Origin of the sequence: Gelidibacter japonicus (genome assembly GCF_010725055.1) — a bacterium.
In the GTDB taxonomy this organism is placed as follows: domain Bacteria; phylum Bacteroidota; class Bacteroidia; order Flavobacteriales; family Flavobacteriaceae; genus Gelidibacter; species Gelidibacter japonicus.
The window spans coordinates 86,581-111,836 of record NZ_BJKB01000006.1 but is presented as its reverse complement, the minus strand read 5'-3'; the positions used below and the strand labels follow the sequence as shown (position 1 = coordinate 111,836).

Annotated in this window: 23 protein-coding genes and 1 tRNA gene; 5 read left to right on the top strand and 19 right to left on the bottom strand. The window is 37.6% G+C overall.

Annotation, left to right across the window (positions count from 1 at the left end; all coding sequences use genetic code 11):
• Positions 1-3: 3 nt before the first annotated feature.
• The 6 genes from G6N06_RS19715 to G6N06_RS08300 form a co-directional block, all read right to left on the bottom strand.
• A complete protein-coding gene (locus tag G6N06_RS19715) occupies positions 4-141 on the bottom strand; it encodes a hypothetical protein (protein WP_205334744.1) in 138 nt (45 codons plus the stop codon).
• 66 nt (positions 142-207) lie between these two features.
• Positions 208-858 carry a ligase-associated DNA damage response endonuclease PdeM gene (pdeM, locus tag G6N06_RS08320; RefSeq protein ID WP_163515790.1) on the bottom strand — a complete coding sequence of 217 codons (651 nt, stop codon included), beginning with the start codon at positions 856-858 and terminating at the stop codon, positions 208-210.
• On the bottom strand, positions 855-3,314 hold the full coding sequence (locus G6N06_RS08315; RefSeq protein WP_163515788.1) for a ligase-associated DNA damage response DEXH box helicase: 2,460 nt from the start codon (positions 3,312-3,314) through the stop codon (positions 855-857). Before G6N06_RS08315 ends, pdeM begins: the two co-directional genes overlap by 4 nt.
• Positions 3,311-4,903, bottom strand: coding sequence for an ATP-dependent DNA ligase (locus G6N06_RS08310; protein ID WP_163515786.1), 1,593 nt, complete (start codon positions 4,901-4,903; stop codon positions 3,311-3,313). Before G6N06_RS08310 ends, G6N06_RS08315 begins: the two co-directional genes overlap by 4 nt.
• The gene (locus G6N06_RS08305; RefSeq protein WP_163515784.1) at positions 4,900-5,922 is read right to left on the bottom strand and encodes a ligase-associated DNA damage response exonuclease; all 1,023 of its coding nucleotides are present in this window, start codon (positions 5,920-5,922) and stop codon (positions 4,900-4,902) included. Before G6N06_RS08305 ends, G6N06_RS08310 begins: the two co-directional genes overlap by 4 nt.
• A gap of 81 nt (positions 5,923-6,003) precedes the next feature.
• The gene (locus G6N06_RS08300) at positions 6,004-6,504 is read right to left on the bottom strand and encodes a pyridoxamine 5'-phosphate oxidase family protein (protein ID WP_163515782.1); all 501 of its coding nucleotides are present in this window, start codon (positions 6,502-6,504) and stop codon (positions 6,004-6,006) included.
• A gap of 198 nt (positions 6,505-6,702) precedes the next feature.
• Here G6N06_RS08300 and G6N06_RS08295 point away from each other — a divergent pair, with 198 nt between their 5' ends.
• Both G6N06_RS08295 and G6N06_RS08290 read left to right on the top strand, forming a co-directional pair.
• Positions 6,703-7,257, top strand: coding sequence for a ferritin (locus tag G6N06_RS08295; protein ID WP_163515780.1), 555 nt, complete (start codon positions 6,703-6,705; stop codon positions 7,255-7,257).
• Positions 7,258-7,522: 265 nt separating this feature from the next.
• Positions 7,523-8,437: a WD40 repeat domain-containing protein gene (locus tag G6N06_RS08290; RefSeq protein ID WP_163515778.1), complete on the top strand. Its 915-nt coding sequence runs from the start codon at positions 7,523-7,525 to the stop codon at positions 8,435-8,437.
• Between the two features lie 78 nt (positions 8,438-8,515).
• Here the strand turns inward: G6N06_RS08290 and G6N06_RS08285 are convergent, their stop codons facing one another.
• Entirely contained in the window at positions 8,516-8,956 is a 441-nt protein-coding gene (locus tag G6N06_RS08285; RefSeq protein WP_163515776.1) for a DsrE family protein, read from the bottom strand.
• A 125-nt stretch (positions 8,957-9,081) separates the two neighbouring features.
• Here G6N06_RS08285 and G6N06_RS08280 point away from each other — a divergent pair, with 125 nt between their 5' ends.
• Positions 9,082-9,417: a 7(1) septoil knot domain-containing protein gene (locus tag G6N06_RS08280; protein WP_163515774.1), complete on the top strand. Its 336-nt coding sequence runs from the start codon at positions 9,082-9,084 to the stop codon at positions 9,415-9,417.
• 204 nt (positions 9,418-9,621) lie between these two features.
• On the opposite strand, the gene G6N06_RS08275 is transcribed toward G6N06_RS08280, so the two are convergent.
• The 7 genes from G6N06_RS08275 to pta form a co-directional block, all read right to left on the bottom strand.
• Positions 9,622-9,695, bottom strand: a tRNA-Arg gene (locus tag G6N06_RS08275).
• Between the two features lie 258 nt (positions 9,696-9,953).
• A complete protein-coding gene (locus G6N06_RS08270) occupies positions 9,954-10,658 on the bottom strand; it encodes an AKAP7-like phosphoesterase domain-containing protein (RefSeq protein ID WP_163515771.1) in 705 nt (234 codons plus the stop codon).
• A gap of 34 nt (positions 10,659-10,692) precedes the next feature.
• Positions 10,693-11,298, bottom strand: a complete 606-nt coding sequence (locus G6N06_RS08265; RefSeq protein WP_163515769.1) for a MarR family winged helix-turn-helix transcriptional regulator — start codon at positions 11,296-11,298, stop codon at positions 10,693-10,695.
• 198 nt (positions 11,299-11,496) lie between these two features.
• On the bottom strand, positions 11,497-11,757 hold the full coding sequence (locus G6N06_RS08260; protein ID WP_163515767.1) for a DUF2024 family protein: 261 nt from the start codon (positions 11,755-11,757) through the stop codon (positions 11,497-11,499).
• A 129-nt stretch (positions 11,758-11,886) separates the two neighbouring features.
• Positions 11,887-12,120, bottom strand: coding sequence for a thioredoxin family protein (locus tag G6N06_RS08255; protein ID WP_163515766.1), 234 nt, complete (start codon positions 12,118-12,120; stop codon positions 11,887-11,889).
• Between the two features lie 410 nt (positions 12,121-12,530).
• Positions 12,531-13,715: an acetate/propionate family kinase gene (locus G6N06_RS08250; RefSeq protein ID WP_163515764.1), complete on the bottom strand. Its 1,185-nt coding sequence runs from the start codon at positions 13,713-13,715 to the stop codon at positions 12,531-12,533.
• 78 nt (positions 13,716-13,793) lie between these two features.
• Entirely contained in the window at positions 13,794-15,902 is a 2,109-nt protein-coding gene (gene pta / locus G6N06_RS08245; RefSeq protein ID WP_163515762.1) for a phosphate acetyltransferase, read from the bottom strand.
• Positions 15,903-16,395: 493 nt separating this feature from the next.
• Here pta and G6N06_RS08240 point away from each other — a divergent pair, with 493 nt between their 5' ends.
• The gene (locus G6N06_RS08240; RefSeq protein ID WP_163515760.1) at positions 16,396-17,085 is read left to right on the top strand and encodes a ferredoxin reductase domain-containing protein; all 690 of its coding nucleotides are present in this window, start codon (positions 16,396-16,398) and stop codon (positions 17,083-17,085) included.
• 31 nt (positions 17,086-17,116) lie between these two features.
• Positions 17,117-18,553 carry a pyridoxal phosphate-dependent decarboxylase family protein gene (locus G6N06_RS08235; RefSeq protein ID WP_163515758.1) on the top strand — a complete coding sequence of 479 codons (1,437 nt, stop codon included), beginning with the start codon at positions 17,117-17,119 and terminating at the stop codon, positions 18,551-18,553.
• Between the two features lie 70 nt (positions 18,554-18,623).
• Here the strand turns inward: G6N06_RS08235 and G6N06_RS08230 are convergent, their stop codons facing one another.
• From G6N06_RS08230 to folE, 5 genes are all read right to left on the bottom strand, one after another.
• Entirely contained in the window at positions 18,624-21,908 is a 3,285-nt protein-coding gene (locus tag G6N06_RS08230; RefSeq protein WP_163515756.1) for a cytochrome c biogenesis protein, read from the bottom strand.
• A gap of 251 nt (positions 21,909-22,159) precedes the next feature.
• A complete protein-coding gene (locus G6N06_RS08225; protein ID WP_163515754.1) occupies positions 22,160-23,431 on the bottom strand; it encodes a hypothetical protein in 1,272 nt (423 codons plus the stop codon).
• Positions 23,432-23,581: 150 nt separating this feature from the next.
• Positions 23,582-23,941 carry a cupredoxin domain-containing protein gene (locus tag G6N06_RS08220; RefSeq protein ID WP_163515752.1) on the bottom strand — a complete coding sequence of 120 codons (360 nt, stop codon included), beginning with the start codon at positions 23,939-23,941 and terminating at the stop codon, positions 23,582-23,584.
• Positions 23,941-24,480, bottom strand: a complete 540-nt coding sequence (locus G6N06_RS08215) for a DUF4142 domain-containing protein (RefSeq protein ID WP_163515750.1) — start codon at positions 24,478-24,480, stop codon at positions 23,941-23,943. The genes G6N06_RS08220 and G6N06_RS08215 overlap by 1 nt, the downstream gene beginning before the upstream one ends.
• A gap of 73 nt (positions 24,481-24,553) precedes the next feature.
• Positions 24,554-25,192, bottom strand: coding sequence for a GTP cyclohydrolase I FolE (gene folE, locus G6N06_RS08210; protein ID WP_240338014.1), 639 nt, complete (start codon positions 25,190-25,192; stop codon positions 24,554-24,556).
• Positions 25,193-25,256: the final 64 nt, after the last annotated feature.

Below are 25,256 nucleotides of genomic sequence, written 5' to 3'. Positions count from 1 at the left end.
TACTTAGAATAAATTAAATACAGGACCCAACAATACATATAAAATGATGAATATGATGATGGTGCCGATGCAGCCGCATTTACCTCCACCTATTTTCTTTGCACCCCAACCAGCAACAAGGGCTCTTAAAATATTTTTCATTCTCTTAGATTTTAATTTATAAATATAATGCGAAATGAAATTGGTGAAGTGCGCATTAACGAAAAATCATATCTCAAATACCGATTTTTCAGTAAAACCGTAACATATAGCAGAATCAACTGTTCGTTTTGTGTTTAATCCTGTAAACTCACTGAACGCAGGAAGGATTAAGCGGTGCTCAGAAAGCTCATAACAGGGAAGTTTAATCGATACCTTCCCTCTACCTCTTATTAGCACTCCAGGATGCGTATGTCCGGAAATACAAAAAATATCCTCGCCACAATGTTGTTCATCATGGACAAATCGGAAAGCGGCCACATCTTTATGAGTTTTGTAAACGGAAATCCCCAGTGATTCGTAAAAGCTATTTTTTAACCGATCGTGATTGCCCTTAATGAGTTCAAAACTGACTTTTCTATTATCTTGTAGAAATTTCTGAAACTGATCGATATCCGTATTGTTTTCTGCATGAAAAAGATCGCCAACCACAAGGACTATTTCTGCCTCAAAAAAGTTTATTAAATCTTGTAGCTTTTTTAAATCATTGTCCAAGATGGCTGACGGAATAGGAATTCCAGCTTTCCTAAAATGGGCAGTTTTTCCTATATGTAAATCAGATAAAACCAAAGTTTTATGCTGTCCCCAAAAAAGGGCACGTTGGTTGGTCAGCGTTAATACTTCATTTTGAATTGAAATGTCTTTGGTAATAGTACTCATAGCTGTGTTTGCTTCAGCACCTCGTCTCTAATCCGTTTAATCCGCGCATCCAAGTCTTCGCTGGTCAAGGATTGTCGTAAACTATCCACTTTTATAGGAAAGCTTAATGGTGTGAAAGATTTTGCAAATCTAAGGATAAGTTTACTTTTAGAAATGCGTTCAAAGGCTTCTTTTAAACGCACTTCTTCCAATTGTTCATTAAAAACTTCGGTGTAGGCTTGTCGCAATAATAAATTTTGAGGCTCGTAATCTTCCAGAACCCTAAAAATCAATCCAGAAGAAGATTGTAAACTTTTATTGTTCTTCCGGGTTCCAGGTTGACTTTGCACCACCAAACCTGAAATAACGGCAATATCCCTGAATTTACGAGAGGCCATTTCTGACGCATTGATGCTTCCGATCACATCTTCCATTAAATTTTCTTTGGATAAGATATCCGTGATCGTCTCCTCATCAATTGGAATGGCCTGATCACTCAACAGTTCGAAACCATAATCGTTCATGGCAATAGTAAAAGTCAATGGTTTTATCAAGCTCAGACGATAGGCGATCAACGCGGCCATCACTTCGTGAATCAGTCGCCCTTCAAATGGGTACATGAACACATGATGGCCATCTTTGGTTTCAATCATTTCGATCAAAAACTCGTCTTTACCTGGAATATGGGAATTCTTTTCCTGTTGGGAAATCAACGGATGCAGAAACTTAAGTTCTTTTTCGGCGGTTTTTGGATGAAGCGACTCCGTCAGTTTCTCACGCAAATAATGACTTAAATAAGAGGATAAAGGCAGACGGCCTCCCATCCAACTTGGGGTAATGGCCGACTTTCGTTTACTCCGCTTCACCAATACCGTCATATCCTTGATGGTCACCATCTCCAATACCCTGCCCGCCAAAATAAAGTGATCATTCGGTTTTAATTTCGAAATAAAATATTCTTCCACCATCCCGATATATCCACCGGAGAAAAACTTCACTTTCAACATGGCATCACTTACAATGGCACCAATATTCATGCGATGCAACATGGCAATCCTTCTACTTTTTACTTTATACAGTCCATCATCGTCCAAAATAACTTTGTGGTATTCTTCGTATGATTTCAAAGTGTTCCCTCCTTCGGTAATAAACTGAAGTGCCCAATGCCAATCGTCTTCGGTCATATAATGAAAGGCATGTACTTTCTGAATGGCTTCAAAAAGTTCCTTCTCATTAAAACCTTCACCAACTGCCAGAGAAACCATATACTGAATGAGCACATCAAAAGTTAAGACCATCGGTTCTCTGGCTTCAATACGTTTATCTTTTACGGCTTGTTTTAATGCGGCGGCTTCAATCAATTCCAAAGAGTGCGTAGGCACAAAATATATTTTAGAGGTTTCATATGGTGAATGGCCACTACGTCCTGCCCGTTGCATAAACCGCGCAATACCTTTTGGCGATCCAATTTGGATAACGCAGTCCACAGGTTTGAAATCGACGCCTAAATCTAACGAAGATGTGCACACCACTGCTTTGAGATGTCCGTCTGAAATGGCATCTTCAATCCAGTTTCGTAATTGCGCATCAATAGATCCATGATGAATGGCAATTTGTCCCGCCAAATCTGGTTCTATCTTAAGAATCTGCTGATACCAAATTTCCGATTGGTTTCTGGTATTGGTAAAAATCAGTGTGGTGTTGTTTTCGTAAATAATCGGTATGATTTTAGAAGCCATCTTTACGCCCATATGTCCAGCCCACGGCAAGACCTCAATCTCATCAGGGAGCACGGTAATGATGTCTATCTTCTTTTTCTCTTTGGCAACAATACGTTTGGTCTTGATGTTTTTATACGGAATCAATACCTTTTGGGCTTCATCCAAATTACCAATGGTGGCTGTTATTCCAAAAATTTTCATAGATTTTGAAAGGCTCAACAATCTGGATATTGCCAACTCGGTCAGCACCCCACGTTTGGATCCCAACAATTCATGCCACTCATCTACTGCAACACAATGCAAGTTTTTAAAAAATCGGGAATTATTTTTTTGTGAAAATAATATATGAAGTGTTTCTGGCGTGGTCAACAACACATCGGGCATTAAACGCTCCTGTCGGCGACGGTCTTTTTGTGGGGTATCGCCATTTCTGACCTCCACTTGCCAATCCAATCCAATTTCTTCCACGGCAATGGTCATCGCTTTTGCCAAATCTTTGGCAAGCGATCGTAGCGGACTTATCCAAAGTAACTTCATGCCTTTTTGATAGGCTTCCGGTTGGTTGAGATAATCAATAACGACAGCTAAAAACACAGAAAAGGTCTTTCCAAATCCTGTAGGTGCAACCACCATTCCGCTGTAACCGTTATGATATTGATTCCAGGTTTGCAATTGGAAATCGAACGGCTTTTGCCCTTTCTTCTCGATCCAATCGGTAACTATCTGATAGCCTTGTGAGTCCTGAACCTTTTTCAAGTGGGATTTGTGATTAGTTGTTTAACTTGTTCAATGGTATCAATCTGATCAACGGTTTTATCACGTCGCCATCTTAAAATCCGTGGAAACCTTAGAGCTACCCCCGATTTATGACGATTGCTAAGTGCAATACCCTCAAAGGCGATTTCAAAAACCAATTCAGGTTTTACGGTACGAACAGGACCAAATTTTTCGATGGCATTTTTATTGACGAATCTTGAAATCTCAGTGATTTCAACGTCGGTCAATCCCGAATAGGCTTTGGCCACGGTTACTAAACCATCGTCTTTTTTTACTGCAAAAGTATAATCTGTATATTTTGAACTGCGTCTTCCACTACCCTTTTGGGCATAAATCATCACGGCATCAATCGTAAGCGGATCGACTTTCCATTTCCACCAATCGCCCTTTTTACGACCAGTGTGATAAGGTGAGTTTTTCTGCTTTAGCATTAAACCTTCACTGTTGAATTCACGTGCCTGATTTCTAATAGCATCCAATTCACTCCAATTATTAAATGTAATGATTTCAGAAATTAAAATATGATTTGGTAAGGTTTGAGAGGCTAATAAAGTCTCTAAAATTTCACGCCGATAGGTCATTGGTTGTGTACGAATGTCTTGCCCATTCCATTCTAAAACATCGTAAACATAAAACCCAACCGGTATTTCTTCCAACATTTTTTTGCTGACGTTTTTCCGATTTAGCCGTTTTTGTAAATCATTGAACAACAAAACAGTATTGTCTTTAAGTGCCAATATTTCGCCGTCGATGACAAAGTCTTCCTCGAAGGTCTCCATAGCGCTCACCAATTCGGGAAATTGACTTGTTACCAGTTCTTCACCTCGTGACCAGATAAAAATCTCGCCATTGCGTTTAACTATTTGACCTCTAATGCCGTCCCATTTATATTCCACTTGCCACTCTTCAGGATTACCCAATTCTGGCAGTTCCTTTTCCAAAGTATAGGCCAAACAAAACGGATAGGGTTTCGAATTGTCATAGTTGATATGCTCACCCTGGATCAAATCTTCAAAACTGATACTGTTGATATCCCAATTGCCAATAATACTATGCATCAGCTGATTGGCATCAATTCCAGAATACTTAGATAAGGCATTGACCAAGGTTTTTTTAGAAACGCCGATTCGAAAGCTTCCACCAATTAATTTATTGAAAATTAGACGTTCTTGCATTTCCAATCCTGACCAAGCATTGAGCACATATATCTTTTTCTCGGCGTCAGATTTTGGTCGTAAGCCAATCAATTCTTCCATCCAAACATTTAATGGTTTTTCAATTTTATGTGTCGGATCTGGAAGCATTAAAGCGATGGTTTCTCCCAAATCGCCCACACTGCTATAACTTTCCAAAAACAACCATTCGGGATATCCGGTGATTTCCATGCACCATTGACGCATCAGCGTTGTTTTCACAGGCCTTGAAGGACGTTTGCCTGTGAATAAGGTAATGATCCAAAGCTTGTCCTTTTCTGGAGCAGCTTTTAGATAGTCCACCAAGGCATCAATCTTTGAATTGGTTTTATTGGTGATTTCAATCGCGCTGATGAGTTCTGAAAAATGTTTCATAAGGCTTCCTTTTTTTCGGTTACTACTTCCTTGTCATCTTCATCTGAACCATATTCTGTTTTTACTTCTGCCGATGGAATACCAAATTCATTCAAATATTTTGAAAAAGTCGCTTGACTGCCGTGGGTTACATAGACTTTTTCTGCTTCGCTGGCTTTTACGGCAGACAACAAACCGTTCCAATCGGCATGATCGCTTACTGCAAATCCGGCATCTACAGCTTGCCAGCGCCTATTCCCCCTAATTTGCATCCACCCAGAGCAAATAGCGGTGGCAGCATTTGGAATCTTCTTCAATAATTTTGATCCCAACAAGCCAGGAGGCATAATGATAATTTTATTTTGAAGATCTTCTTTTTTAAAGTCGTAGTTGAGCAATTCAGTCTGCGGAAGCGGAATGCCTGAACCTTGAATAGCCTTATTAAGGTTGTGGATAGCCGCATGAACGTACATTTTATCAACACCTTCCATGAGTTTCATGATGCGTTGTGCTTTTCCTAAGGAATATCCCAAAAACACGCTGGTACGATTATGCGATTGATTTTTCAATACCCAATCATGCATTTGTTGCTGCAATTGGTCTTCACTTAGCCAATTATAAATAGGAAGACCAAAAGTGCTTTCTGTGATAAATTCATGACATTTGATAGGTTCAAAAGGGATGGTCAGATGATCGTTTTTCACTTTATAATCGCCAGTAAATACCACCACAAAACCTTTATACTGCAATCGTATTTGGGCAGATCCAATGACATGTCCCGCAGGATGAAAACTGACTTGCACCCCATTGACGGTTTTGGGCTCATTATAATTCAAGGATTCGATCTGTATATCGGCTCCGAGTCGATGCTTTAAAATGGCTTTTGAATCCGTTTGGCACAAATAATATTTCATTCCGGTTCGGGCATGATCAGCATGTCCGTGGGAAATGATGGCAAAATCTACCGGCAACCACGGATCGAGATAGAATTTTCCAGGGATACAATAAATGCCTTTTTTTGTGAATTTAATGAGTTTCAAATGTGACGTGCTTTCTAAGTTAAATGTATAAAGTAGAATGGAAATGGATAAAAATCGATTTCAATTCAAATTCTACAATAATTACGGCTTTAATTTTCCGAAATCCATGGTATCGGGTTGATCTGCAGTAATGGCACCAACGCCCATTTTAACCAAAGTAACCAGTTTGTTGTTTTTCGGATCCCAATAAAAGGCTTCGGTCGGTTTTACAGAGATAGCGGTGATGTTTGGATCGTCTTTTCCATCAAACCATGTATCATCAGACTTACCGTAAAGTTCATCAATCATCCTTCTATCTGTGGTGATGGTAGCTGTTCCATAAACATTCAGAAACTGCATATCATTTTTATCGACATAAATTAAATGAAGATTAGGGTCGTTCATCAAATTCTCATTGTGTGTGCTATTCTTATTGCTTAAAAACCAAATATTTCCTTGAGAGTCCACTTTTTTAGTGCTCATCGGAATCATGTGTAGGGGTGTTTGCTTCAGATTTGTGGCCATCATCGTAAAGTCGATATCCTCTGCCATCTCTTTAATCTTCTCTTTTGCGTCGTCATTATATAAATTCTGTGTGCCCATAATTTTTCTGTTTAATTTATTTGTAAAATTAGTGAACAATTTAAACGACGGATAATTCTATCCAATAAAATCATATCCCAAAAACGAAACTTCCACATCTGATTTACTATAAATCTATACAACACTTATTTGTGGCGAATGAGGTAATTCATCTTTAATGAATTGATTTATTTTATAGATAATTAAAATATAGAAACAATGGATACCAACAGATTATCAAAAAAAATAGAAGACATTTTAAATAAGCAAGCCGCTAAGGAAGCTGAGGCAGCCCAGGTTTTTTTAAGCTATGGCTGTTGGGCAGATTCTGAAGGCTATGGTGGGATTGCAAATTTCTTTTTCAGACACGTGGCCGAAGAGCGTGACCACATGATGAAGGTGATTCAATATATTATGCAGCGCGGCGGCACTGTTAAAATAACAGCAATCAAAGCACCTCCTGCAGATCCGAAAAACTTACAGGATTGTTTTGAGAAAACCTTTAAGCACGAAGTTGACAATACTACGGCCATATACGAGATTGTGAATTTGGCGCATGAAGAGCGCGATTGGGCCACTTACAACTTTGCCCAATGGTTCGTAAAAGAACAGATGGAAGAAGAAAAAATGGTCATGGACCTATTGGATAAACTTAAAATTGCAGGTGGTCCAAAAGCCACGGATGAATCCTTATTCAATCTTGATAAGTTTTTGGCTGAAGCACCGGATGAAGCGCCATTGGCAAGAAATGCCTCTATGGACAAACCGGAATAATAAGACTATGTACTTTCCAATATACAAAACCCTCGCTTGAGGGTTTTTTTGTGGGTCATACTTACCAAGTTTATATGGAAGATAAATACCACCATTCACATAGTTCACGTCAAAGTTCGATTGAGGTAAGTTACGCGACAAAAAACTATATATCTAAGAATGTTAATTCTATTTCTATGAAGTAAATTAGTTGCGTATCTTGCGTAATTGATCAACTAATCCATCACCAGTACTAATCATAATTGCGACAACAACACGTAGAAGAATGACTATTGAGGTAAATAAAATAGCACAGCTCACAGGACATAAAGCGGCGATATACGCTTTAGATACAGGAACAGATGACCATCTGATTTTTTCTGGAAGTGTAGATCAGGTTATCGCGCAATGGAATTTAGAAACATTTCAATTGGATAAAGTGGTCGCTCGTTTTCCAGCGCCTATATATTCTATTTGTCACATTCCAGAAAAACAACGGTTACTGGCAGGAACTTCTAATGGCACTGTTCATATAGTGGATTTAAAAACCAATCAAGAAATAAAACTTCTAACAAACCATAGCTCTCAGGTTTTTAATATCCGCTATTCCATTGAAACTAAATGTATTTATACCCTTGGCGGAGACGGTTATTTGGCGGTTTATTCATTGGACAGTTTAGACTTAATCAAATTGGTCCTGCTAAGTGATGAAAAAGTACGTCATCTTGATTTTAATTATAAGAGTTCAGAATTAGCTATTACTGCCGGAGATGGCAATATTCATGTTCTTGACTTAGATACCTCATTGGAGAAAAGGCTTTTTATTGGACATCAATTGTCCTCAAATATCGCGTGTTTCAGTCCAGATGGAAAAGGCCTTTTGACAGGCGGAAGAGATGGCCATTTGAACATCTGGGAAGTGGGAAGTTACGAACTCAAAAAATCAATTCCCGCTCATGAATGGGCAATCTATGACATTGCATACAGCCCAGATGCTAGCTTATTTGCTACAGCGAGTCGCGACAAAGCCATAAAAATATGGGATTCCGAAACCTTTGAACTATTAGAAATAATTGATAAAGAAACCTTTGATGGACACCAATTTTCTGTCAATAAATTAATTTGGAGTACTTATAATAATTGTTTGATTTCAGCAAGCGACGATCGGACCATTATGATATGGGACATACAAGTCGATTAATTACCTCAAGCGATCAATTATCTTTAGATAACTCATAAGTAATCTTCAAATCACAAAAGAAAAAGCATTCCGTGAAAATTACAAGGTAATCGTCTTAAATCCGCTTTCTTGTAAACCAAACAGATAAACAAACCCATCTGGCGTCGTTTCAATAGACGTATGGTAATCTGATTTTTTTACTCCAAAATGGTTCATTGCCGACTCACAAACAACAATACGAATGCCCACTTTTTCACTTATTTCAATAAATGAAATCAAGTTCTCATCGGTTGCCAAGTCTTTGGCAGCTACACTGATAATGACAATCTCAAAATCCATTTTCGGATTATTGCCTTTGAGTTTTTTACCTGTCATCACCGCTGCTTGAAAATAGCGCGCATTAGGGACGAGTATGGCATATTTTCCATCTGCTTTCACAGAATTTTCGATGTCAGAGATGCTAAGGGTTTGTGCAGTGGCTGTAGTGTACAAAACGGATCCTGTAAAAAGGAAAAGGACAATTAAAAACTGATTTCTCATAATTTCTTTAAATTTGGGATAATTTATTGTAAATAGGCGACTAATATCACAAGGGGCAAACATACGGTATCATTTGGTTTTTGATTGTAACCTATGTTACCATATGCCTCCTAAAATTAAACAAAATGAAACGCTCACTTCTAATCTTAATACTGCCGTTGACTTTCAGCATTGCAAATGCGCAAAAAATCTATTCAGTTGACTATGAAAATCAAGCTGATGTCAAAGTATACGTTGTTGATTATGAAAACCAAGCCGATTTAAAGGTGTATAAAGTGAAATATGAAAATCAAGCGGGTAAGAATGATGGCAAGTGGTACTTTACAAAATATGCCAATCAAGCCAAAAAAAAAATATTCTTTGTGAAGTACGAAAACCAAGCAGATTTAAAAATTTTCTTTGTCGACTATAAGAATCAGGCGGGATGGCGAAAAAATTCCAAGAAAAGTTTATTGTATTAAAGTAGATATAAGCCAACTTAAAATTCATAAGATGTCTTCAAACAAGGACAACCCTGTACTATCTAAGGTTTTCTTACTTTATAAGTTAACGACATTTTTTGCATAAACACAACAATTGGTCATGATCCTTAAAAATTCATTTTACAATATTTCTCAAAACAAAAAATCCACCAGCCTGTTGGCTGATGGAAGTTCTGCATTAAGTGAGCCCGATAGGATTCGAACCTATGACCGCCTCCTTAGAAGGGAGGTGCTCTATCCAGCTGAGCTACGAGCCCATTCAAGAACTAGTGTTCTGAAAATGGTAAAGACAGAATAAAACAGTTTTCATTTGTCTTACGGTCGGCAAATATACAATTTCTATTAAAACATCATAAACAAAAAGCAAAAAAAATTGATCTTCAAATAGATGTTTTTTTCTCTTAAATAAATAAAAATACAAATGACTTAATTACTAATTACTTAAGTCTGAAATTTTCTTTTTTATCAATTATCAAATTTGCAAAATATTCACTGGAGCCATCGTAGTTTCATGCTCATTGAGTCTTTACCTTGCTGTTTCCAATCTTAAATTCATGAAGTCTTGTAACCAATCGCTCTCGATGGTACCAATCGTTATACGAAAGTTCCAATTTATTTACCTGGAAACTTCCAAAATCATGATTTCTGTACTTTTCTACAAGTTCCAAAAATCTTTCTTTTTGCTTTAATGGTTCGGTAAACCGAAAAACGGTTGTGTGTGCTGTCTGAATCAAATAGCGCTCGTCCATGCTTTGTTCCAAATCAGAGTTTTTAAAGTCATGTCTTAGGTTGTTTCTAATAGTATTTAAACTGTTATCTTCCATAAATCCTTGGATCATAATACAAGAAGGCGAAGCGGTAACACCTTGACAACTTATACTAATCTTCTGCGCATTTTTAAGGCTATTTCCTATTTGTTCAATGTATGCCGGTACATTCAGGTTTGGCAGCATAAGTCCGTCGTAACAAGATATTATTGAGATGACCGTGATGTGAATGTCAGAGTTTGGATAATAATATTGATGGGGTTCAATCCTTTGAAGTTCCTTTAGAAACTTTTGTATTTCTATTTTGACCGCCATTGGAGGTCTGATCAAAAGTGACATCCCAAATCGCCGATCATTTTCAGCATGGATCATTGGGTCGATTTCGTAATTATCGGAAGATATTTCCCTAATGGATTCCTTATAGAGCTTATTGTAATGTTCCTGGAGATTCAATGATTTTTATCTTATTAGTAGATGGCTATGGTTTTTAACTAATGACTTCATGCTCTGGGCAGTCCACACGAATTTCAGTTTCTGTGAGTTTTTTGTTCAGGAGTTTACAGTAATGGATTCCACCATCGCTCTTGTAATAAGCGCAAGTAAAACACATGCGTTGAATAGTAATAACTCCTGATTTATTTAAATCATATATCAATCTCAGCAATCCGTTGAGCATAACGGATTTTTGTTCTTCAGTTAATTTTTCGAGAGGTTGCTCAATAGAAGACGTGAATAACGATGCCTTTTTTGCTATTTTTTCCCCTTCGGAAGTAAGGACAATTGAATAGCTTCTTGCATCTGATGCATCAGTTATTTTGAACACCAACTCTTTTGCAAGTAATACCTTAACACTATCGCTAATAGTAGCTTTGGTCATATTAAATTCATCTGCTAAGTAACCGACTTTGCATTTCTCCAACGAATGGAAATGAATAAAAATCAAAATCTGAATTTGTATTGGACTTAGTGAATTTTCTTTACTTTCATTCCACAGCAGGACCCTGAACGCGGCTGAGATTCGTTCAAGAGCAACCACAATTTTATGCTCTATTTTTTGATTTTGTACATCTAAACTAAAAGATGAATGCTTCATGTCTGATAGATTTATACGGAAGATTACCCAAAAAACTGAGTTTCCCAAAAATAAATTCAATTTTAGGTGATAAAATTCCCTAATTTATTTTGCCACATCAACAACTATATAACCTAAGCCTGAATAGTTGTATACTTTCTCAATGAAAGTATTTGCCAAAAATTCGAAGTTCCTATTGATAATTGACATCTGTTTTCATTAACAGTTCTCCATTTCGAGAATGAAATAACCTTTCTTATTGATTTCCTCTTCCCATTGTGGTCTTAGGGTTTCAATATGACAAAAGCTGCACTCCTTTGATGTTAATGCTTGGCCGTCTTGTGCCTTGGTTTTCAAATAATCCTTACCATACCCGTAAATAATATTTGGATCCCTAATTTCTTGAGGTGCTATGATATCAAAGTGCATCACGTTACCATCCTTTTTAGTTACATAAGTGTCCCAAACTGCTACTTTCATATTTGTTTTATTTTGACTGAACCTTGTATTGAAAGCAAATCAAAAGGACTAAAACAGTCCTTATTATTGCGCTTTTTACTCTGAAAAAGCCCTGGAAAGATAGGCGTTCTAACTTTACAGGGCGATTCATTAGCCCTTCACATCTGCCATGGATGCCCCAAAATTGAGGTGAAGCACATTTCCATTTGGCGTTAACAGGGCCGGAACCGATTTGACTCCAGCTTTTTCAGCTTCTGCTATTCGGCTACGGTCTTCACCAATGTGAACAAGTTCTACATTGTCTGAACCAATAAGATTTACGATGTCGTGTTCTGCACTAATACAGACTGGACATCCAGCGTGATAGAAAATTGATTTTGCCATTTTTTAAGAATTTAAATGTGTTTTGGTAATATTGCCGCCATAAATATAGTAAGGATTCCTAACTATTTTAGTTAAAATTTAATTTTTTTTTGATGGTTAGATATTCTATGATTGATGTCCAATTTAAATTATGGGCATAACTATCTGTAAATCAATATCGTAATAATATGTATTTTAATGTATTTGTTTTTTATTAAGTTTCTAAAAGTAATTGTCCAATGGAATACATTGTAGATACACCTGATTTCAATCTTATCCAATAAAATCAGGAAAGAAATTTCATCGTCAGCATGAAAATAAATTGCTGTTTTTTAATCTGGTAGAATAAATTACAAAATTTCAAATAATCTCCAAAAAAAGTAGCACCAAAGTCAGTGCTACTCCTACTCTATTAAATATCTTTTATAAAATCAATTCACCAACTCAAAAGCTTGCTTTGCTATCTCCAGTTCCTCATTGGTTGGAATGACCAATATTTTGACTTTGGAAGCAGTTGTATTGATTTCTCTTATATCTCCTGATCTTTTGTTGTTTTTGGTCTTATCCAAGTCCATACCAAAGACCTCCATGTCCTCACATACCAATTGTCTGATCACACTTGAGTTTTCTCCAATTCCCGCCGTAAACACAATGGCATCCAATCCATTCATTGCAGCAGCGTAAGAACCAATATATTTTTTAATACGATAGGCGTTCATTGATAAAGCCAGTTGGCAATCTTTATTTCCCTTTTCAGCTTCAGCTTGAATATCCCTTAAATCTACATGTCCCGTTAGGCCCAGCATGCCGCTTTGGTTGGTGAGCAGTGTTTTGACATTATCCAATGTGTACCCCAGGTTATTAACCATATGGAAAATAATTGCGTGATCGATATCACCACTTCGGGTTCCCATGATTAAACCATTGGAAGGTGTAAATCCTAAACTATGGTCTATACTCTTACCATCCCTAACCGCAGTCATGCTACAACCATTACCCAAATGAATGGTGATAATTTTAGATGATTCTTTTCCTAAATACGCAATTGCTTTTTCTGATACATATTGGTGACTCGTTCCGTGGAAACCATAGACTTGAATGCCGTTTTCCTCATATAAGCTTGTTGGAATGGCATACCTCTTGGCTTTTTCCGGAATGGTTTGGTGAAAAGCTGTATCAAAGATGGCCACTTGCTTTGCAGAAGGAAAAATTTCTTCAGCAACAAGAATTCCCTCAAGGTTTCCAGGATTGTGCAGAGGTGCCAAGGCAGCGTATTCCTGTATTTTATCCTTAACTTCTGACGTAATTAATGTGGTGTCTGAAAACGAATTTCCTCCGTGTACCACGCGATGTCCTACCACCTTAATTTCGTTGGTGTGGGTTATAACCCCCTTTTTGGGATCAAGCAATAATTCTACTACTCTCTCAAGGCCTTGCCTGTGCGACTCGATATGATGTGTTTGTTGCAGGTTGTTGCCATTGGTTTTATAACTAATCGTAGCATTTTTATAGCCAATGCGCTCCACTAGTCCACTGCAAATTAATGTTTCGGAAGGCATATCCATTAATTGAAATTTTATGGAAGAACTTCCGGAATTTATGATTAATATCTTCATATACCTTTTATTTTCGACGTTATGCCGTAATTCCTCATTCTTAATACTTAATACTTTATACTTAATTCTTAGTACTCATTAGATCCCTTGTGCTTGAATTGCCGTTACAATAACCGTGTTATAGATATCGTCTATGGTACAGCCTCGGCTTAAATCGTTAACCGGTTTATTCAAACCTTGAATTATTGGGCCAATTGCCAATGCTTTTGTTTCTCGTTGTACTGCTTTATAGGTATTATTTCCTGTGTTAAGATCAGGGAAAATAAAAACGTTGGCCTGCCCTGCAACTTCCGAATCTGGAAGTTTCAATTTGCCTACAGATATATCAACTGCAGCGTCATATTGGATTGGTCCTTCCACTTTCAGGTCTGGTCTTTTCTCCTTCACTAATTTCGTTGCCTCTCTCACTTTTTCCACATCTTCTCCTACCCCAGAAGTACCTGAAGAATAAGATAACATGGCAATTTTTGGGTCTATTCCAAAAACCGTACTGGTTGCTGCTGAAGAAATGGCAATATCAGCTAATTGGATGGACGTTGGATTGGGATTAATGGCACAATCGCCATACACAGAAACCCTATCGTCCAATAACATAAAAAACACAGAAGAAACAATAGGTGCTTCCGGTTTTGTTTTAATGAATTGAAGCGCAGGCAAAATAGTGTGCTGGGTGGTATGAGCCGCCCCCGAAACCATTCCATCGGCATCGCCTTTATATACCATCATCGTACCAAAATAGGATACATCTTCCATCAAATCTTTAGCCATAGGCAGATTGACATTCTTATGCTTACGAAGTTCAAAGAGCGTTTCTGCATAAGATTCAAAATATTCAGATTCGATCGGATTTATGACGGTGACCTTGTCAAAATCCAATCCAATATCAAGGCTCATCACTTTATCTTCCAATTGTTTCTTATCGCCAAGTAATGTAATTGTTACGACATCCAGATCCACAAGTCGTTTGGTAGCCCTCAAAATACGTTCATCATTGCCTTCCGGTAAAACAATATGCTTTTTACTCAATTTTGCCTTTTGAAATAAATTGTACTGAAACATTCTTGGCGTAACTCCATTTGTCTGGAAGGTAATAAGACGTTCGATTAGCGCATCTACGCTCACGTGCTTTTCAAATTCCTTTATAGACGTCATTATCTTTTCAGTATTTTCAGCATAGATCTGAGACTGAATGCTCCCTAAACGATTTGTTACCGAGAACGTCCCACCTTCAACCAAAATAATTGGAACCACATCTGAAAGTCCCTCAATGAGTTTCAGGATAGAGTCTTCAGGCATCAGTCCGCCTGTTAGCACAATTCCAGATATAGATGGATAATTATCAGAAATATTGGCTTGCAACGCCCCTAATATGATATCGGCCCTATCACCTGGTGTAATGACTAAAGCTTTTTCCTTTAAATGAATAAGGTAATTGCGAAGTTGCATCGCGCCTACACTAAAATTACCCGCTTGGTTATTAATATATTCTTCACCAAAAAGTACTTTAGCGTTCAGGGTGTCCACAATTTCTTTAAGCGATGGATTTGCCAGACTATAATTTAACGGAATTGCGTCTACAATAACATCTTTTGGAAAGAACTTTTTTAATTCTGAAGTGACCAGTGTAAGATTTTGTGGCTCTATCTTATTGGCTATAACAGACAATACCTCAACCCCTTTGTCCTTAAATGAATCATAGGCCATTTGTAAATTTGCTACAAGTTGCTCCAAGGTTTTGCCAACACCTCCCCCCACAATAATAGCAGGTACACCCAAGTTTTTGGCAATCAACACATTCATATCAAACTCCATTATGGATCCTTCACCGATGAAACTGCTCCCTTCTACCAAAACAAAATCAAATCGCTCCTCAAGGCCTTTATATTTTTCAATAATCCTGCCCATTATTTCACCGTCTTTGTTTTCATTTTTTTTCTTGATGACCTCGCTCCGTGTAAAGGCGTAGGCATCTTCAAATTTTATATCAAGATTAAAATAGGTGGATACGGTATTGATATGGTTATCGGTTTTTCCTGGTTCGAAATTATCAATAATGGGTCTGAAATAGCCTACTTTTGCGGCCTTTCCCAACAGTGACTGCATCAATCCTAAAGAGATGATAGATTTCCCAATATTAGGTTCTGTGGTGGCAATATAAATGCCTTTATTGGTTGTTTTTTTTGACATGTTAAATGTAATTATAGTTTAACCCCACAAGCGGGTTAAATTTTTTGGTCGTTATACTCTGAAAATTTAAAATTAGTTGCATATCAGATCTATATGGCGCCGTGTTTATGGGGATGATTAAAAACCATTTGATTTACGAATACAACTAGCAGTTTCATGACGTAAGGCAAATAGCGTTTTTATCTCCATTGTATACAGATCTCATTCAATAATTAGTCGACAAATATCCTAACTTCTTTTGTCAAATGTCATGATTTTTATCATAAATTCAATTTAAAATGATGTTTTATGATTTAATAAATGCCCCAAACTATAAATTCACCAATTGAAGTCCAAAAGCAGTTCCGATATAATTTCCTTACCAAAATCAAAGCCCAATCCCCTCGAAATATTTTGTCAGGTAAAATAGCTTCAAACTACTGGCTTACCTCATCTTATGTAACCATTCCATAGAATTTGCATCCAATAGAAAAGATATTAAATTTTAAGCATCATGGGTATCATATTTCCGTATAAAGCAAAAGTTCTCAATGTTTCCACTTTAAATCACAATGTTATATTACTACAAATTACCAAACCATGGAAATTTGATTTTAATATTGGTCAAGCGGTCGATTTAAGTATTGACAAACCGGGTTACGAGCTTGCCGTTGCGCCTTTTACATTGGCCAATGTGCCTACAGACGAGTATTTAGAATTTGTGATTAAAGTTTACGAAAACCCAAATGCGCTCACACAGGGCATTGCAAAATTGCAACCCGATGACATTGTACAGTTGTCTTATGCCTGGGACTCGTATTCTTACAAAGGCAGCGGCACTTTTATTGCTGCCGGAACTGGCATTACTCCGTTTTTGCCTATTTTCAGAAACATGTCCAAAAACGGCATAGATGTCAAACAAGAGCATAGATTAATTTATGCCAACAAGACCAAAAATGATGTTTTATATTATAACAAGTTGAAGCAATTATTTAGTACTAAATTGTCGGTAATATTAAGCAGAACTAGATCAAAGAATCTTCCATTTGGGAAGATTGATAAAGACTATTTACTTAATTTGGTTCAAAGTACTGACCAAAATTTTTATATCTGCGGACCACAACAATTTGAAGAGGATATTAAAACCCATCTTATTACCATAGGTGTTAAACATGATTATATACAAACGGGCTACAAATTTTGATTAATTTTATCGAAATATTAATTAATATTCCATGAAAAGTCCGAAGCCATATTTTACAAATAATGTATTTGAACTTGAAGAATCTGCCACAGAACGCAAAGCTCTTCTTGATAAAATTCAGAGTTTCTCAGAAGATTTCATTGACACTTTAGACACCCAAAAAGCGTTTCATTACGACACACATGCTGCAACTGAACGGGATTTTTTTTTAAAAATTAATAGGGACAAAGAATCCTTGGATGATATCTTAGCGTTTTTTAAAGAGCGTGTGGTTGATACCGGATTAAATCCTGCATCAGGTGGTCATTTAGGGTATATCCCGGGAGGGGGTATTTACAGTTCCGCCTTAGGCGATTATCTTGCTGCAGTGACCAATAGATACGCTGGGGTGTTTTATGCATCGCCTGGAGCGGTCAAAATGGAAGACGCACTTATCCATTGGACAGGTAAATTAATGGGCTTTTCCGACGGATTCGGAGGAAACTTGACTTCTGGAGGTAGCATCGCCAACCTAATCGCACTTCATACGGCGAAACACCACAAAAACATCACTACCTCAAAGGCTTCAAAAAGTGTAGTGTATTGTACATCGCAATCGCATCACAGTATCTACAAGGCTTTAAAAATCATTGGACTTGAAAATTGCATTATTAGAGAAATCCCTCTCGATTCGCACTTTAGGATTTCAGTTTCAGCTTTGGGAACTCAGATTAAACATGATGAACATATCGGATTAAACCCTTTTTTAATAATCGCCAATGCTGGCTCCACTGATGTTGGGGCTATAGATCCTATGGAAAAATTAAGCAATATCAGCAAAACCCACAATATCTGGATGCATGTTGATGCTGCCTATGGTGGTTTTTTTATGCTAACCGCTTTAGGAAAAGAGAGACTCAAAGGAATTGAATTGGCCGACTCGGTGATTTTAGATCCCCATAAGAGCTTGTTTATGCCATATGGATTGGGAATTGTATTGGTGAAAAACATTGATCATTTAGCGTCGGCCCATGCCTACAGTGCAAATTATATGCGAGATGCCGAAATGGAAAACCAATATTCACCTGCCGATTTATCTCCAGAATTAAGCAAACATTTTAGAGGTTTACGCATGTGGCTGCCACTGAAACTGTACGGGGAGAGTGTTTTCTCCGGCTATCTCAATGAAAAGTTGCAACTCACCAATTATCTACACCAAGAACTTAAAGCTATTGGATATGAGGTGTTATGCGAACCCGATTTGACCGTTGTGGCGTTTAGACTGGAATTAAAAAACTACGACAGCGATGTGCTCAATAAAATCATACTGGATGAGATTCAAAAAGACGGCAGGATTTTTATTTCCTCCACAGTCTTAGAAGATAAATTGACCTTACGCGCCGCCATTCTTTCCTTTAGAACACATCAAAAAGAGATTGATCTATTTCTACATTTACTGAAAAAAATAAAACATCAATTAGATATCTAAAGTCGATTGTTGATTCTATTAGTAATTATATAATATTTTAAGACAAACTTATAGAACTCAAAACAAATGTTCAGCTATTATGTTTCTGCGACTTATTAACTTTGTTTCGAAAATAAGCCACTAGGGTTAACAGGAGCATTCCTGCTGCAGTCATGTAAATCCAGGAGGGAATCGGAATGGGGTCACCAGCGGCATAAGAATGTAACCCAGACAGATAGTAATTGACTCCAAAATAAGTGAAGATAATCGTCCATATCGCCCATAAACTGGCAATATTAAAAGTTAGTTTGCCTCTTAATTTCGGAACCAATCGCAAATGGAGCACTACGGCATAAAAGATAACCGAAATAAATGCCCAAGTTTCTTTCGGGTCCCAGCTCCAATATCTTCCCCAACTCTCGTTTGCCCACATGCCTCCCAAAAAAGTACCTATTGCAAGGGCAAAGATTCCGACCGTTAATGCCATTTCATTCACAATGGTCATTTCCTTGATGGATCTCTCTATTTTTTTGGTTGGTTTTACGCTGAACAGGATCAATGAAATCGAGCTCAATACTGCTGACAAGCCGAAGAATCCATAACTGGACGTGATGATCCCCACGTGGACCATCAACCAATAAGATTTTAGGACCGGTTCCAAAGGTGTAATTTGTGGATCGAGCATGGAGCCTCCATGGGCAAATCCCATCATAATCATGGCGACCAATGCGCCGGCTGCCGGAATAAAAGCATTCCGATTTCTGTAAAGAAGCAATCCCGCCAGCACACCAATTCCCGAAATAAATATAATCGCCTCATAACCGTTGCTCCAAGGCGCATGTCCCGAAAGATACCAGCGAACTCCCAAAGCCAGTGCTTGAAAGGTTAATGCTATAATCATTAATCCCAACAGTATTTTGGTGAGAGTACGAATGATATGATTGTATTTTGACCCAGACGAAAACACTTCTGCAAATCCAAGAATGATCATAGCCATTCCCAAAAAGCTGTAAACAATCATCAACCAAAAGAAAGTGTTCAGATGATTGTAGAGAATTTCCAAATTGACTTTTGATTCCGAAGGAACAATATCCTCTCCCCAAACCTGCTGAAACTTGCTGATGTTTTCAATACTCTTATCTGCATTATTCCAATTTCTCGTTGTTAAACCCTCTTTTACACCATTAAAATACGGAGTTAGAAGTGCATAAGCTGTGCTATCAATCTCAACGGTATTCTCATCAGAACTATAAATCCAACTGATCCATGTTTGTGCAGGATCATTTTTTACCGGAACGACATTGGTATAATATCCGAAAGCAATATTGCTAAAGATATTTAATCGCTCAGTCACCTCTATAACACCTTTGTCATAATTAGACTGGTCCGCTTTCCGTTTGCTAAAGGATTTGTTGTTCTGTTTTCCCAATTTGAAAATCCCTGTTTTTAGGTCTACAAGATTGGCATAAGACGTATAGCCTTCGGCATTGGCACCGGTTTCCTTTAATAGCTGGTCTCCTCCTTTTTGCCCGACCTTGATCAGAGGTTCGTTAGCCCAATACCCCGGATCAACCTGCATGGAAATGAACCATTGGTCTGACGATATGCTAACATTTCCTTTTTTATAGGTGTCTTTTTTGTGGATCTTTCTGAGCAGCTCTAAGGTGTGCGTATTCATAGGCTTAATCCGACCTTGAAAATCCTGAACCAGGAGATGGCCGAATTTTTCTGCATGTTCTGGGTCAATTCTCCTGTTGGAGCCAAGCTCATCAGGTCTCGCAAACTGGACGTCGGGTCGGGGTTTTTGCTGCGAATTGACTGTTGTATCTTTTGCTTGGACATTGTTATTCTGAGCAAAAGATGAGTTTGTCACAAGACCCAGTCCAAAAAACAGTAAAAATGGAAGTAGAATCAGACTTTTTTTGTGAATTTTTTTTAATGAATCGTTCAATTTCCAGAAGTTTGTGCCTTTCCAAAATAAGGTAAAGAACATTCCTCCAAACAATAAGAAATATCCGAAATAGGTGATGTTTGTACCCCATCTGTCTGCATTTACGGAAAGGATGGTTCCACTTTCATCGGGAAAATAACTTGCCTGAAAAAATCGGTAGCCTCGATAATCCATCACATTATTCATATAGATGTGGTGCTGGTTCTCCGTTCCCTTATCTATCACTGTAATCGTACTTTCATAAGACGATGGGTTGTTTGATCCTGGATAACGCTCAAGCAGAAAATCATCACATCGCAACTGAAAATCTGTATAAAGTATCTTGGAGCCAAATCCCAAAGAAACATTCAAACCATTAATCATTAAAGTTTTGTCGAATTCGGTAACCCCTTTTCCGCCTCTAATGAAAAGAGTATCCCTTTGATTTCCTGAGGATAATTCTAATTGAATGACTTCCAGAAGATTTTTGTCCCTCGGATCATTCTTGTCCCCACTGTAATAAACCCTTTCTCCTTTGAACGCAGCCTTTGGAATGATAAAACTGGTGTTGTTAACAGTATAAAGTGCCCGGTGATTTAGAGGTGTAGTTTCATTCGCTTTCATATTGCCTGACTGTTGAGCCAATAATGTCGAATCCGTTACTACACCCACTTGCTGCCCTTCCATCGACATATATTGCCCATCAGATGGAAGGGAAATCATCATATCACCATCCTTTTCCGATAGTTGAACCACACCAGGGAATGGCTTTTTGAAGCTAAATATAGTTCCATCAATGTTTTCGATTTCACCTTCGGTAATATAATTGTCCACTCTACCTCCCTGCCCTACCGTTACAATATTGAGCATTTTCTTTCCAGATTCAGAGGTGCGAATTGAATCTTTTGCCATTGGAATATAATCAAGGGTTTTTAAAGAAATAACTTTATCATCAAACCGATAATTTTGTTCATAGGTTCTCTTGAAAGGCCATTTGGTGTCTTTAGCATTAAAATAAGACATCATATAGGGGTTTTTATCATAGCTGATGGTTTTATTCCCATCAGTGACTAACAATTTAAAATACGTGAGATCGCTATTAATTTCGTTGGTGGTCTGATTTTCCTTGATCGGCATTTGTCCCTCAAAACTAATATAGCGCGTGATGGCACCTCCAATAAACATAAAAATAAAGGCCAAATGAAAAATTAGTATCGGCCATTTCTCCCTTCTTGTGAGTCGGTAAGTTCTAATATTAGCAGCAAATAAGAGAATGAGCCAAAGCATGAGAATTTCAAACCAGGTCGCGTTGTAGATGAGCGTTTTTGCCGTAGCCGTGTCATAATCATTTTCTACAAAGGTCGCTACGGCCATGGAAATAGCATATAATAGCAAAAGCACCGTCATGGTACGGGTGGAGAAGAGAGTTTTTTTTAGACGTGACATTTGTTAGCTTGATTTTTATATATCAATCTTGTATGTGTGTAGTTAGCAGTGATGAGTGGTGAGTTGAGAGAGAGAAATATTAGGCTAATAGTTTTAGTTACTTATAACCTCGTTCTTTTACCTGAAAATTGAAAAATATTTAAATAAAACATCTCCTTAGGGCATGGTTCCTTTAGGAACTGCCTCCCTAAAGAGATGTATAAAAAACAGCAAGCTCTCCAAACGGTAAGGTTAAAATACTTTTACACTACTTATATTGATTTCAGATATTCAGTAAGATCAGACTTTTCTGTATCACTTAATTTAAGTTTGTTTACCTCATTATATCTTGATACCACATCTGCCAACGTCGCTGCGGACCCATCGTGAAAATAAGGAGGGTGTTGCCAAATTCCTTTTAATGGTGAAACTCTCCATTTTTTGGTAGCTGATCGTTTGACATAATCTTTATCTACTGCTACCGATGCACTTTGAGGATGTAATTTACCACCATCAATGACATCAGTAAATAAGGGTCCGGAATGGCATGTTGCACACTGTGCTTTTCCTGAAAAAAGTGCTTTTCCTCTGATTGCCGCAGCGGCATCGAAAGAACCTTCTGGAGGCGTTGGTGCATCAAGAGAAAACTGATAGGCTTGTAATGCAGGAAGTTTGTCGGTGACTAAATCATCACCTTCTCTGTGGTCAACCACCAAATTAAGACGTGGGTCTTCAAAATATCCATGTCCATGCATTTGGGTCACTGCAACATATCTATTCCAATAAGCCACTGGTCCGGCAGGTTCATGTTCGATATCTCCATCCCCAGTAAAAATTGCTTTAGGAAGTCCGTATAGTCCATAAGCAGGGGGAATAACAACAGGATTATTCAAGCCGTCATTGTTGAATCTTGGATCATATATCCCTGGGGCCCAAGATGCGTAAACATCTTTTGTTGCTTGATCTAAGGCTGGCGATAAAGAGATGATAAAACCTGGATCCAAATCTCTATTGGCCCAACCATCCAAGCGATTTCCTATGCCTGGAGCAAAAGAATCATCAACTGTTGAATGACATAAAGCGCAAGTTATACCCATTCTATCCAAGGTCAAAGAACCATCCGGTTTTTCACTTACCTGACCTTGTACCCCAACAACAGCATTCAGTTGCAGCAACACCAACGTGGTTTGAGGATCCTCCAAATCAACGTCCCCATTTTGAATGGCTGCAACAACTTCAGCCGGTAAAGCAGAAGCATCGACCTTTAAGCCCACAGCCAAAGCCGTTGCTGGACTGACTGCGGATTCTATAACTTGGTTCATCTGCAATACATCTGTCCAAAACGTCTCATCACCAAAAGTATCATATCTAAATATGTCTTTTCCCTCTTGGACTAACTGTGGATCCAGAGGAGGCAGGTCCAAACTACCTTCTCCTGGTGGAATTGGTATGATCGTTCCGGTATCATCATCATTGCAACTAAAAAGGCTAAGCATAGCCATTACGGCGAATATCACCGTAGAAATTTTAAAATAATTTTTCATGATTTTTCGTTTTTTGTTAGTGAATTAATAACCTTTTCCTAATGTTGAATTTGAATCGGAATAAGATTTTTTAAGTTTAGAGGCGAAAAATTAATCCAGTTTCATAAACTGAAAAAATAGACAACCCCACTCTAATAAATACTACATCGACTACTTAGCTACCGTAATTGTACCTTTCATCACTTTGTGTAGATCACAGTAATATTTGATATCCCCGGTGATCACTTTTGACCAAGATTCGCCTTGATTAAAAGGTTTTGAAGTCCATTTTTTACTAGTCATTTCAGTCACATCATGTTGATAGAAATCTTTATTGATCCACACCACAGTATCACCTTTATTGACCACTAGATGTTCTGGATTAAATTTCATTTTAAAAATAGTTACTGTATGCCGAGTGGGCTTATAAGTGTCTTCCGAGCTCTTAAACCCCATCATTAGCACAAAAGCACAAATTAGCACCGCTACAATAAATAAATACTTAGAAACTAAAGACTTATGTGTTTGCATTATTTTGAAATTTTACTTTGAGCCATTTTAGCATGTCCAAGATGTGCTTCTAAAGCCGGGAGTACTGCTTCGAGCAAATCTTTGAGTTCTGAATTTTGCGCTTGAGGAATCAATACATTTTTAACAGCACCAATGACCGCTTCATGATATGCTACTTCATTATCGATATAAGTCTTGTCAAAATCCTTTTTACTGACTGAGTTCAGTTTTTTAAGGGTTTCTTTAGATTGGCTCATTAAGGATTGGCTCACCGCATTATCTTTAGGGGTCACGCCTAACTTTGTAACCAAAGCTACTGCCTGATCAATGACTGCACTATGATCCTCAATCATTCGGTTCGCAAAGTCAGTCACCTCTTTATTTTTAGAACGCTTTATCGCCACTTTTCCATAATCGATGTCAATTTGATTTGCCACCACAGCTACAGATGCTATTTCAGGATCTGTTAGTTTTGGGGCGTCTTGAGCCATCATCAAACCCGATGTGGCCATTACTAATGCACAAATTACTGTCAATTTGTATCTAGCTTTTGTTTTCATAATATATATGTTTTAAAAATTGTTTATTGTTTTGATGCATATCTTGTACTTGGGTTACAAATAATTTTAGATATTATTTTCCCAGGGCATTGATAAATCTGGATTTCATTTTGTTCTTAAGGAACTTTCCACTAAAGAAATTTGTTTTAGTCACACTTTTCTCATCTCTTACGCCACGAGAGGCCACACATAAATGCGTAGCTTCTATAAAAACGGCTATATCGTCAGTTTTCAAAAGCTCCGATAATTTTTGACCAATTTCAACCGTGAGCTTTTCTTGGATTTGTGGTTTACTGGCAATGAATTGAACAATTCGGTTGATTTTTGACAGACCAATAACTCTATCATTGGGTATATATGCCACGGCAACCTTTCCGAAAAAGGGTACAAAGTGATGCTCACAATAAGAATACATACTAATATTGTCAACCATCAACATGTCCTTATAGTTGTTGGTGTTTTCAAAAAATGATATTTTCGGAAAATTATTCTCATTCAATCCTCTAAACACCTCATTGACATACATTTTTGCAACTCGTTCTGGGGTTTTCTTTAAACTTGCATCATCAAGATCCAGACCGAGTGCCTCCATTATTTTGGTAAAATGATATTGTATAGATTCTAGTTTTTCATGATCCTCAATATCATCTATTTGTATTTTTCTACTTGAATACATAGTGGATTCAAGAACTCTATTTCCATTAATTCCCATAATCAATTTGTTGATTTAATTAGTTTAAAATTTACATTAAGCTTCGTGGCGCATTTTAGATAAA